Consider the following 10948-nt stretch of genomic DNA (forward strand, 5'->3'; position numbering starts at 1 on the left):
ACTGACGGGGCTGCGGTCGCCTGTCACAGCGCACTTTCATGTGTCCCCAAATCCGCAGCCAGTAGCGCACTGACGTCTCGCTTCGTGAGGAGCGGGGGTTTGCGCCTCCACAGATGACTCCCGTTGCCCAAAGGTGCGGCGCCGTACACAACCGGAACCGTGACACTGTGTTGACCGCTGTCAGGGCGGCAGGCTTCAGGCATGAGAGCTAAAGACACTTTGGGACGCCGTGGAGAGGATCTCGCGGCAGGCTACCTTGCTGCAGCCGGCATCGAAGTCATTGACCGCAACTGGCGCTGCCCCGACGGGGAGATTGACCTGGTGGGGTTTGAGGACGGGACCCTCGTCATTGTGGAGGTCAAAACCCGCTCTTCACTGGATTACGGCCACCCGCTGGAAGCCATCACCCCGGCCAAGCTTGCCCGGCTCTACCTCCTGGCCAGCAGATGGAAAAAGGCCCAGGACCGGCGGTTCACCGCGTTCCGGGTAGACGCGGTGTCAGTGGTCGACGACGGCGTGGGCACCCCGGTCATCGAACATCTGCGGGAGGTGACGCCATGACTCTGGGAAGAACCTACGGCGTGGGCCTCGTGGGGCTGGACGGGCGGATGGTGGAGGTGGAAGCTGACATCGGCCAAACACTTCCATCGTTCGTTCTGCTGGGGCTTCCGGACGCATCCCTGAATGAGGCTAAGGATCGGGTCAGATCGGCAGCGAAAAACGCCGGGCTGCCGCTTAGCCGACGGCGGATCACCGTCAACCTTATGCCGGCGGACGTCCACAAACGGGGCTCTGGATTTGACCTCGCCATCGTCATGGCCGCCCTGGCTGCGGCAGGGGACATCCACGGCAGCGGCCGCCGGGTGTTCATTGCGGAGCTCGGTCTGGACGGACGGCTGCGGCCGGTGCGGGGTATCCTGCCCGCGGTCATGGCCGCGGTTGAAGCCGGCTATCCGGAAATCACAGTGGCGGCTGCCAATGCCGCCGAAGCTGCCCTTGTGCCCGGAGCAGATGTTTCGGGGTTCGAGTCCCTGGCGGAAGTGGCAGCCTTCCTCGGTGCTGACCCCGGCCGACTGTCCTTCCCGCCGCGGGTTGCGGAGGAACCACGCGACGTGGACGACGGCGGGTCAGACGGTTCCGCGCCGCTTCGCGACATGTCGGACATCGCCGGTCAGTCTGAGGCCAGGTTTGCGGTGGAGGTAGCCGCAGCCGGGGCCCACCACCTCCTGATGACCGGACCGCCGGGTGCCGGCAAAACCATGCTGGCTGAACGGCTTCCCAGCCTGCTGCCGGATCTTCCGGACGCCCACGCCATGGAAGTGACGGCCATCCACTCACTGGTCTGGGGCGGCCGACCCTGCTCCCAGCTGCTCCGCCGTCCACCTTTTGAGAGCCCGCATCACACAGCTTCCTCGGCAGCCATCATCGGTGGGGGCTCCGGCATCGCCCGTCCGGGGGCCGCGTCCAGAGCACATCGTGGTGTCCTCTTCCTGGACGAAGCACCGGAGTATGACCGGCGTGTGCTGGACGCACTGCGGCAGCCGCTGGAGAGCGGCAAACTGGAGCTGCACCGCGCTGCCGGCACCGCCAGCTACCCGGCGCGGTTCCAGCTTGTGCTCGCCGCCAACCCCTGCCCCTGCGGGTTGGCTTCCGGAAAAGGGTTGGACTGCACCTGCACGCCGCAGCAGCGCCGGCGGTACTTCAGCAGGCTCTCAGGACCGCTCCTGGACCGCGTGGATCTGCAGCTCACGGTTCAGAGGGTTTCGCTGCGGGAGCTGTCAGGTGATGGCGGGGCAGAGGTGAGTGCGGCAATAGCGGCCAGGGTTGCTGCCGCGCGGAAGGTGCAGCACGAGCGGCTGAAGGGCTGGGGGTATGAAACCAACGCAGAGGTGGCCGGGAATGTGCTGCGCGGCGCCCTGAGGCCGGCGCCCAGCGCCACATCAGCACTCGATCGGGCCATGGACCGGCAGACTCTCACGGCACGAGGATATGACAGGGTTCTGCGGGTCGCCTGGAGCGTGGCAGATCTGGCGGGACACCCGTCGCCCGACGCCGACGACGTCGGCCAGGCACTGGGGTTCCGGCAGCAGGCGGCTGCAGCATGAGCGGCGCGCAGCTGGACCTGTTGAGAAGCCGGGCCGCTCTTTCCCGATTGTTTGAACCGTCCGACAACGTGGGGCTGGCTCTTGTGGCCGCGGCCGGACCGGTGGACGCGGCACGGGTGGCCACGGGGACGCTGCGGGCAGGGACAGCGCTGGCCGGTGAAATTATGGAGGAGCTGGTGGCCGCGGGGATCTCCGGGCATGGGAGCACCCTCACCGAAGCTTTGACCCGGTGGGCGCCAAGGGTTCCTGATCTGGCTCCTGACCGTGACCTGGCGACGATCGGCCGTTCAGGGGGCGAGCTGCTCATCCCGGAGGACCCGCGCTGGCCCGAAGCCCTGCGGGATCTGGGGTTGGGGATGCCGCTGTGCCTGTGGGCACGCGGCGACGTCGGCCGGGGGCTGCCCCCGCTGTCCAGAACAGCAGCGGTAGTGGGGTCCCGGGACAGCACGGGGTACGGGGTATCAGTGGCCGGTGATCTGGCCGCAGGACTGGTAACGCGGGGATGGACCGTTGTTTCCGGAGGAGCCTACGGCATCGATGCCCAGGCACACCGTGCGGCGTTGGCGATCGGCGGCACCGGTGAAACGCCCACCATTGCCGTGATGGCATGCGGCGCGGACCGCTATTACCCCTCGGGCAATGAGGATCTCCTGCGTGAGGTGGTCCGGCGCGGGGTCCTGCTGTCGGAAGTACCGCCGGGATCCTCTCCCACGCGCTGGAGATTTCTGCAGCGGAACAGGATCATCGCGGCTCTCAGCGCCGTCACGGTGGTGGTCGAAGCCCGCTGGCGCTCAGGTGCACTTAATACGGCCCACCATGCCGCAGCGCTGGGACGTGAGGTCGGCGCGGTGCCGGGGTCGGTCTATTCAGCCAACTCGGCCGGCTGTCACCGGCTGCTGCGGGACGGCAGCGCTGTATGTGTGACCGATGCCGCAGAGGTCATCGAACTGGGAGGCCCCATCGGTGCTGCTGCAGACTCCGTCGGGACTGCACACGAGCAACCCGCAGCAGCTCACGACGGGCTCACAGTCGAAGATCTTCTCCTGCTCGATGCCCTGCCGCTACGGCGGGGTTCACCGGTGGAGAAGCTGGCCACGGTGGCCGGGCTGTCAGTGCCGGCGGTCCGGGCCGGGTTGGCCAGGCTGGAACTGGAAGACCTCGCCGTCCGGGACGGCCCGCAACTGTGGAAAAGGAGCCGCCGGTGAACAAGGACCGAAAATGCCGGCCCCCGGAACATCACGACTCAACAAACCACTATTCACCAGCTCCATTTACCGAAGGGATCAAACCATGCGCATCCATAAGAGTGTCGTTACACCATTGGGAGTCCTTACCCTTGCCTCCGATGAGGGAGCCCTCTTGGCCGTCTTTCCGGGCGTTCCCGATCCGGCATCGGATCATGGGTTGGGACGCATCGTCGAGGAGGGGTTTGAGGAAGCGGAGCGTCAACTCGGTGAGTATTTCGACGGGACACGCTGCTGCTTCGAGCTCGAACTGGACACCCGCGGAACCGACTTCCAGCGACGGGTCTGGGCCGAGGTTTCAGCGATACCGTACGGCCAGACGTGCAGCTACAAGGAGCTGGCCATCCGCCTTGGGGATGCGGCCAAAGCACGCGGGGTGGGTGCGGCGCTCTCCCGCAATCCCCTGAATATCGTTATTCCCACCCACCGGGTGGTCGGCTCCAGGGGAGCGCTGACCGGGTACTCCGCAGGCATCGACTCCAAGCGTTTCCTCCTGGACCATGAGTCCTCGGCGGCAACCGCCGTCCTGCGCGTCCAATGTGCCGGCCCGGCCGGTGTGCCTGCTTGAGGTCGGGCCCCGATCCGAGGACAGTGAAGGGGTGAGCGCCGCGACCGACAACGAGCAGCATCCCCGGGAATCCGGGCCGAACACCGATCCCGTTCGCTGGCCCGCGGAATTCAGCAAGGCACTCCGTGGTTTCAGCCGCTATCTGTCGAGCGAGCGGGGGCGGTCCGAGCACACGGTGCGTGCCTATGAAGGCGATGTTGCCCAGCTGCTGACCTATGCGCTGGCCGGGGGAGTACGGACTCTGGACGGGATAGACCTGGCCGTCCTGCGTGGCTGGCTCGGCGAACTCAGCGGTGCGGGCCTCGCCAGGTCCACGCTCGCCCGCCGCGCGGCCACCGCGCGCAGTTTCACCGGCTGGGCCCTTCGGGAGGAACTCATCACAGCGGATCCGGCTTTGCGCCTTCGGGCTCCGAAACGCGAAAAAACCCTGCCCTCAGTGCTGCGGGCAGGACAGATCGGGGACCTGTTTGCCGCGCTCGCAGACGGAGCCGTGGACGGCGGCCCGGTCGCGATCCGTGACCGGGCCCTCGTTGAGCTCCTTTACGCCACCGGTATCCGCGTGGGTGAACTGACCGGCCTGGACATCGATGACCTCAACGCAGACCGGCGCACACTCACCGTCATCGGCAAGGGGAACAAGGAACGCACCGTTCCTTACGGCCAGCCCGCCGCCGAGGCCGTTGATGACTGGCTGCGCCGTGGCCGCCCTGCCCTGGCCGTGACCGACAGCGGCCCGGCACTCTTTCTGGGCCGGCGCGGCCGCCGGGTGGACCAGCGGCAGGTCCGCTCGGTGGTGGCCGGGCTCTTTGAAGCCCTGGGCGACACCGGTGCAACGGGTCCCCACGCCCTCCGTCACTCCGCAGCAACGCATCTGCTCGACGGCGGGGCCGATCTGCGTGCCGTACAGGAAATCCTGGGCCACTCCTCGCTGGCCACCACCCAGCTGTACACCCACGTGTCCGTTGACCGCCTGCGGGCCAGTTACCAGCAGGCTCACCCGCGGGCCTGATGCCGAAGAGTGCGTTGGCGCACACGAATAACCCGCCGCTTGCCGGACGGGGATGATCATTGGCGCATTCCCTGAACTTGCGGCACAATAAGGTCAAGTCCGCACCGGATGAAAGTCTCAAATAGAAGTGGAAGACACCGCAGAAAAAACCAAGCGCAGTTCACAGCAATAACAGGTCCGCTGATTCCGGCTGATCCTGATTGAGCTAACAACAGAAGTGTTTCACCGGGGTTGAAGGTCGTTGGGGAAGACGTACCTACAGCTATGGAGGATGGAATGTCTGTTGTGATGGCCCACGGCGTGTTATTCATACACTCCGCCCCGTCTGCGTTGTGCCCGCATATTGAATGGGCAATTGGATCCGTCGTTGAAAAGCGAACGGATCTAAAGTGGACCCCTCAGCCCGCCGCTCCCGGCATGCTGCGCACCGAGGTGGAATGGACCGGCCCTCAGGGAACCGGATCACTGCTGGCCTCTGCGCTTCGCGGATGGGCGCACCTGCGGTATGAGGTGACTGAAGACCAAAGTGCCGGTGCCGACGGCAGCCGTTGGTGCCACACCCCCGAACTGGGCATCTTTCACGCCGCCACTGACGTGCACGGCAACATCATGGTCTCTGAAGACCGAATCCGGTATGCCTATGAAAACGGCGCCGGGGACCCCTCGGCTGTTTACCATGAGCTGTCCCTCGCGTTGGGCGAGGCCTGGGACGATGAGCTGGAGCCGTTCCGCCACGCAGGCGACGGAGCAAACGTCCGGTGGCTGCACCAAGTCGGTTAGCTGACCAGCTCTGTTAGCTCACCAGACCGGTTAGCTGACCGAACCGGTTAGCCGGACCGCAAAAACCGCACCGCAAAAACTACACAACAGACCATGGCGACACACAAAAGCCGCGGCCGTTTCCCTGGGGAAACGGCCGCGGCTTTTTGGCGGTTCAGCAATCCGGCTGGTGCGCTGAACGGCCGCGCAGACTAACAGCCGTGCAGACTAGTGGCTGCGGTGATTAGTGGCTGCGCAGTGCGATGACGGCGTTGTGTCCGCCGAAACCGAAGGAATTGCTGAGAACCACAATGTCGCCGCCGGGCAGGGACCGGGCGGAGGTGACAACGTCGAGGGGGATTTCCGGATCCTGGTTCTCCAGGTTAATGGTTGCCGGAGCCTGACGGTCGTAGACGGCCATTGCCGCCATCACGGCCTCCACGGCACCGGAAGCACCGAGGAGGTGGCCGGTCTGGGACTTGGTTGCGGAAACAGCGACGTTGTCCACGTGGGAGCCGAGCGCCGCCTTCAGCGCCGCGTATTCGGGCTTATCCCCAACGGGAGTGGACGTGGCATGCGCGTTCACGTGCACCACGTCTTCTGCCTGGGCGCGGGCGTCGAAGAGTGCCGCCTTCAGTGCCCGGGTGGCGCCCAGGCCCTCGGGATCGGGGGCGGTGATGTGGTAGGCGTCGGCGGTTACGGCAGTGCCAGCCAGTTCGGCGTAAATTCGGGCTCCGCGGGCCAGCGCATGCTCTTCGGATTCCAGGACGAGTGCGCCGGCACCTTCACCCATGACAAAACCGTCGCGGTCCTTGTCGTAGGGGCGGGATGCGCGTTCCGGGTCATCGTTGCGCTTGGACAGCGCCTGCATGGAGGCAAAGGCAGCCATCGGCATGGGGTGGATCGCCGCTTCGGCACCACCGCACACGACGACGTCGGCCTTGCCGGAGCGGATCAGCTCCAGTCCCTGGTGCAGCGCTTCGGTGCCCGAGGCACAGGCGGACACAGGGGTGTGGGCGCCGGCGCGGGCACCCAGATCCAGGCTGACAGCGGCGGCGGGGCCGTTGGGCATCAGCATGGGAACGGTCATGGGCAGGACACGGCGGGGTCCTTTTTCGCGCAGCGTGTCCCAGGCATCCAGAAGGGTCCACACGCCGCCGATGCCAGTGGCGAAGGAGACGCCCAAGCGGTCGTGGTCAACGTCTTCGATACCGGAATCGGCCCAAGCCTCGCGGGCCGCGACCACGGCGAACTGGGTGGACGGGTCCATCCGCTTGGCTTCCACGCGGGAAAGGATTTCGGTGGCAGGCGTGGAGACACGGGCGGCAAAGGTGACGGGAAGGCTGTATTTTTCCACCCATTCGTCCTCGAGGGTACGGGCGCCGGCGACACCCTTGAGCGCGTTCTTCCACATGGTGGGAACATCGCCGCCGATGGGCGTGGTGGCACCCAGACCGGTGATGACTACTTTGCGGGCCATGATTCACTCTCTCGAAGACGTTGGTGGTGCGGGAACTGCAGTGGTGCGGAGTGCAGAAGTGCTGACGCGGCGGCCGCCGCCTGGGATGGCGGCGGCCGCCGGCGAATTAAGCCTGGGCTTTGGAGATGAAGTCCACGGCGTCGCCGACGGTCTTCAGGTTCTTGACCTCTTCGTCCGGGATGCGCACGCCGAACTTCTCTTCGGAGTTCACGACGATGGTCATCATGGAGATGGAGTCGATGTCCAGGTCATCGGTGAAGGACTTGTCCAGCTCGACGGACTCGGGGGCCAGACCGGTTTCCTCGTTGACGATCTCGGCGAGGCCGGCCAGGATTTCTTCGTTGCTAGCCATGTTGGCTCCTTTTTCTCGTGATGCCGGCAGCAGCCGGCGTGGGTTGTCCAACCGTGGAACGGTGTGGTGTTGGGGGACGGCAGGTTACGGAAGAACGATAACCTGCGCGCCGAAGACCAGGCCTGCGCCGAAGCCGATCTGGAGGGAAAGCTTGCCGCTGAGCTCGGGATTCTCCTGCAGCAGCCGGTGCGTGGCCAGCGGAATGGAGGCAGCGGAGGTGTTGCCGGCGTCGGCGATGTCGCGGGCAATGATGACCGACTCGGGCAGCTTCAGCTGCTTGGCCATTTCATCGATGATCCGCATGTTCGCCTGGTGCGGGACAAAGGCGCCAAGATCCTCGGCGGTGACGCCGGCGGCGTCGAGCGCGCGCTGGGCGACCTTCGCCATTTCCCAGACGGCCCAGCGGAAAACACTCTGGCCGTCCTGGCGCAGCGTCGGCCACAGCTTGGTGTCGCGCTCGGCAAGGTCCGGAACGCTGACGTCAGTGCCGTCGGCTTCGGCGGCCAGTGACAGTTCGCGGATATCCAGCATCGAGTGGGTCATGCCGATGGTGCTGGATTTGCTGCCGTCTGATCCCCAGACTGACGGGCCGATGCCTGCGGTTTCGGAGGGCCCGACGACGACGGCGCCGGCACCGTCACCGAGCAGGAAGGAAATGGTGCGCTCGGTGTTGTCGATGAAGTCCGACAGTTTCTCCACGCCGATGACCAGCACGTAGTCAGCGGCACCCGAACGTACCAGGGCATCCGCCTGGGCGATCCCGTAGCAGTATCCGGCGCAGGCGGCGGACACGTCGTAGGCCGGTGCGGGGGAGGCGCCCAGCAGGTGCGCGATCTCGGCGGCGGCCGACGGCGTGGCGAAGGGGTGGGTCACGGTGGAGACGATAACGGCGCCCAGCTGGGAGCCGTCAATTCCGGCGGAGGCCAGGGCATCGCGCCCGGCGGCCTCGGCCATGTCGACCACTGAGGTGCCCTTGTCCGCACGGTGCCGAGTAATAATTCCGGTGCGCTGGCGGATCCACTCATCAGAGGAATCGATCCACTGGCACACGTCCTCGTTGCTCACGATGACGTCGGGGCGGAAGGCACCAATGCCGTGGATCCGGCTGAACTGGTGGACGGGGGACTGCTTCAGGGTGGGCGTGCTCACGCGTTACCTTCTCCGGTGGTGGTTGCTGCTGCTACTGCGGCGGCCGTGGGGGCGTGTTCGGAAATGAACTCCCGGGCGGCGTCGAGGTCTTCGGGGGACTTCAGGGCCAGGGTTGGCATGCCCTTGAGGCCGCGGCGGGCCAGACCGGTCAGGGTGCCGGCCGGGGGCAGCTCCAGGAGCCCGGTCACGCCCATGGCGGCCATGGATTCCATGCAGAGGTCCCAGCGCACGGGGCGGGAGACCTGGGCAATCAGGCTGTCGAGGTTGGCTTCCCCGGAAACGACGGCGGCGCCGTCGTAATTGGAGAGCAGGGTGGGCAGCGGGGCCGCCGGCCGCAGCTGCGGGCGCAGGGCCTCAAGGACGCTCACCGCGGGCGCCATGTGGGCGGTGTGGAAGGCGCCGGCGACCTTCAACGGAATGACACGGGCCTTGGCGGGAGGTGCTGCGGCGAAGGCGGCAAGCTGCTCCAGCGTTCCGGCTGCGACAGTCTGTCCGCCGCCGTTCGCGTTCGCGGCGGTGAGGCCGGCGGCAGCCAGTGCGGCGGCAACCTCGTCGGGGTCACCGCCAAGCACGGCGCTCATGCCGGTGGGTGTTTCCGCTGCAGCTCGGGCCATGGCGTTGGCGCGCTCCCGGACGAAGATCATGGCGTCAGCCTCGGTGAGCGCACCGGCCACGGCCGATGCCGTGATCTCACCCACGGAGTGTCCGGCCACCACTGTGGAAGCCGTCATGGCCTGCGGCTGCAGCAGCAGGCGTGCGGCCATCAGTCCCGCGGCAACGATCAGCGGCTGAGCGACGGCGGTGTCCTTGATGGTCTCCTCATCGGAGACGGTGCCGTGGGCGATCAGGTCCAGGCCGGCAAGGGCGCTCAGGGATTCGAGGTGTTCCCGGACTCCGGGCAGTTCCAGCCACGGAGAAAGGAAACCTGGCGTTTGGGACCCCTGGCCGGGGCAGGCAATAGCGAGCACGTATCAAGCTTTCCAAAGAGAAGGGTAGATGCCGGGTGTTTGCGTAGACCAAGCTCCAGGTGAGCCGTTGTAGGAAGTCTACAAGGGGATGTGATTGATGCAACTAACTCAGGAGCGGGCGGCGGGGCGCTCCGGGACGGCCTTTCCGGGTGGCGCGAGCCGGCCCACCACCAGTGCGGTCTGCAGCACGAAGGCCTCGCGCGGCAGCATGGGATCCCATCCCGTGACGTCGCAGACCCGGCGCAGCCGGTACCGCACCGTGTTGGCATGGACAAAGAGCTCACGGGCTGTGGCTTCCAGGGAATGCCCCAGCGAGAGGTACGCGGAGAGGGTCTCCGCCAGGCCGTTCGAGGCCCCGAGCAAGGGGCGGTAAATGCTGCGCACCAGGGCTTTGCGGGCGATGTCGTCTCCGGACATGACCCGTTCGGGCCACAGGTCGTCAGCTGCCACGGGCCTGGGTGCCGCAAGCCATGCGCGGGCAGCCGTCAGGCCTGCAAAGGCCGCCTGAGCCGACGGTCCGGCCTCAACCAGGGACTCGGCCGGCGGACCGTACACCACGGGGCCGGGGCCGAAAAGTTCAGCAAGCCGGGTATAGGAGCCGGGCGTGTCCTCGAGCCCGCCCAGCACGAGGATCAGCCGTTCGCCCTGGATTCCCACCAGTGCGTCTTCGGTCAGCCGTGCGGTGGCGCGGCGCAGCTCATTGACGAAGGAAGCGTTGGTGTCCGACGGCGAGCTTCCCACCATGACGGTGATCCGGGCCGTGGAGGTCCAGCCGACGGCGGCAATCCGGGAGCGCAGCGCGTCTGAACTTTCGCCGCGGAGAATGGCGTCCACCACCAGGGCTTCGAGCCGCGTGTCCCAGGCACCGCGGGTTTCCGCGGCGCGGGCGTACACATCGGCGGCAGCGAAGGCCACTTCCCGGGAGTACCGGAGCACCGCTTCACGCAGCGGCCCCTGGACGTCGTCGCCGGCCAGTTCCGGAACGCGGTCCTCAACGACCTCCACCACCACCCGGATCAGCTGCAGGGCTTTCTGCAGGCTGATCGAGCGGGTCAGCTCGGTGGGTGCGGTGCCAAACACATCGCTGAGGACCCATGCCGGGGACGCCGGGCGCTCATACCAGTTCACGAACGACGCGATGCCCTTCTGGGCCACCATGCCCAGGGCCGAGCGCTCATCCGGCCGCAGTCCCCGGTACCAGGGCAGCGTTTCATCCAGCTGCTTAAGGGTGGCGGTGGAAAGCTTCCCGATGTTGGCTTTGAGCCGCTCCACCGTCGAGGGGTCCGCCGGGTCGGCACGCATCCTGGGTCCGGG

11 protein-coding genes are annotated in these 10948 nt (G+C 66.5%); 6 read left to right on the forward strand and 5 right to left on the reverse strand.

The window, feature by feature from the left end; genetic code table 11:
* Nucleotides 1-201 precede the first annotated feature (201 nt).
* From AAE021_RS03910 to AAE021_RS03935, 6 genes are all read left to right on the forward strand, one after another.
* Nucleotides 202-561, forward strand: coding sequence for a YraN family protein (locus tag AAE021_RS03910; RefSeq protein ID WP_342024340.1), 360 nt, complete (start codon nt 202-204; stop codon nt 559-561).
* Complete coding sequence (locus AAE021_RS03915) at nt 558-2105, forward strand: YifB family Mg chelatase-like AAA ATPase (protein WP_342024341.1); 1548 nt, start codon at nt 558-560, stop codon at nt 2103-2105. Before AAE021_RS03910 ends, AAE021_RS03915 begins: the two co-directional genes overlap by 4 nt.
* Nucleotides 2102-3310 (forward strand): DNA-processing protein DprA, encoded by a 1209-nt coding sequence (gene dprA / locus AAE021_RS03920; protein ID WP_342024342.1) that lies wholly within the window; start codon nt 2102-2104, stop codon nt 3308-3310. Before AAE021_RS03915 ends, dprA begins: the two co-directional genes overlap by 4 nt.
* Before the next feature lie 154 nt (nt 3311-3464).
* Entirely contained in the window at nt 3465-3917 is a 453-nt protein-coding gene (locus tag AAE021_RS03925) for a methylated-DNA--[protein]-cysteine S-methyltransferase (protein ID WP_342024343.1), read from the forward strand.
* A 142-nt stretch (nt 3918-4059) separates the two neighbouring features.
* Complete coding sequence (locus AAE021_RS03930) at nt 4060-4926, forward strand: tyrosine recombinase XerC (protein WP_342025299.1); 867 nt, start codon at nt 4060-4062, stop codon at nt 4924-4926.
* A 276-nt stretch (nt 4927-5202) separates the two neighbouring features.
* Entirely contained in the window at nt 5203-5706 is a 504-nt protein-coding gene (locus AAE021_RS03935; RefSeq protein WP_342024344.1) for a DUF3145 domain-containing protein, read from the forward strand.
* Nucleotides 5707-5929: 223 nt separating this feature from the next.
* Here AAE021_RS03935 and fabF read toward each other — a convergent pair whose 3' ends face one another.
* The 5 genes from fabF to AAE021_RS03960 form a co-directional block, all read right to left on the reverse strand.
* Nucleotides 5930-7165 carry a beta-ketoacyl-ACP synthase II gene (gene fabF / locus AAE021_RS03940; RefSeq protein ID WP_342024345.1) on the reverse strand — a complete coding sequence of 412 codons (1236 nt, stop codon included), beginning with the start codon at nt 7163-7165 and terminating at the stop codon, nt 5930-5932.
* A gap of 106 nt (nt 7166-7271) precedes the next feature.
* Nucleotides 7272-7517, reverse strand: a complete 246-nt coding sequence (locus tag AAE021_RS03945; protein ID WP_152217833.1) for an acyl carrier protein — start codon at nt 7515-7517, stop codon at nt 7272-7274.
* 84 nt (nt 7518-7601) lie between these two features.
* Nucleotides 7602-8666, reverse strand: a complete 1065-nt coding sequence (locus AAE021_RS03950) for a beta-ketoacyl-ACP synthase III (RefSeq protein WP_342024346.1) — start codon at nt 8664-8666, stop codon at nt 7602-7604.
* Nucleotides 8663-9634: an ACP S-malonyltransferase gene (locus tag AAE021_RS03955; protein ID WP_342024347.1), complete on the reverse strand. Its 972-nt coding sequence runs from the start codon at nt 9632-9634 to the stop codon at nt 8663-8665. Before AAE021_RS03955 ends, AAE021_RS03950 begins: the two co-directional genes overlap by 4 nt.
* A gap of 108 nt (nt 9635-9742) precedes the next feature.
* The gene (locus tag AAE021_RS03960; protein WP_342025300.1) at nt 9743-10936 is read right to left on the reverse strand and encodes a helix-turn-helix domain-containing protein; all 1194 of its coding nucleotides are present in this window, start codon (nt 10934-10936) and stop codon (nt 9743-9745) included.
* Nucleotides 10937-10948 lie beyond the last annotated feature (12 nt).

The sequence above is a fragment of the Arthrobacter citreus genome (assembly GCF_038405225.1).
Taxonomy (GTDB): Bacteria; Actinomycetota; Actinomycetes; order Actinomycetales; family Micrococcaceae; genus Arthrobacter_B; species Arthrobacter_B citreus_A.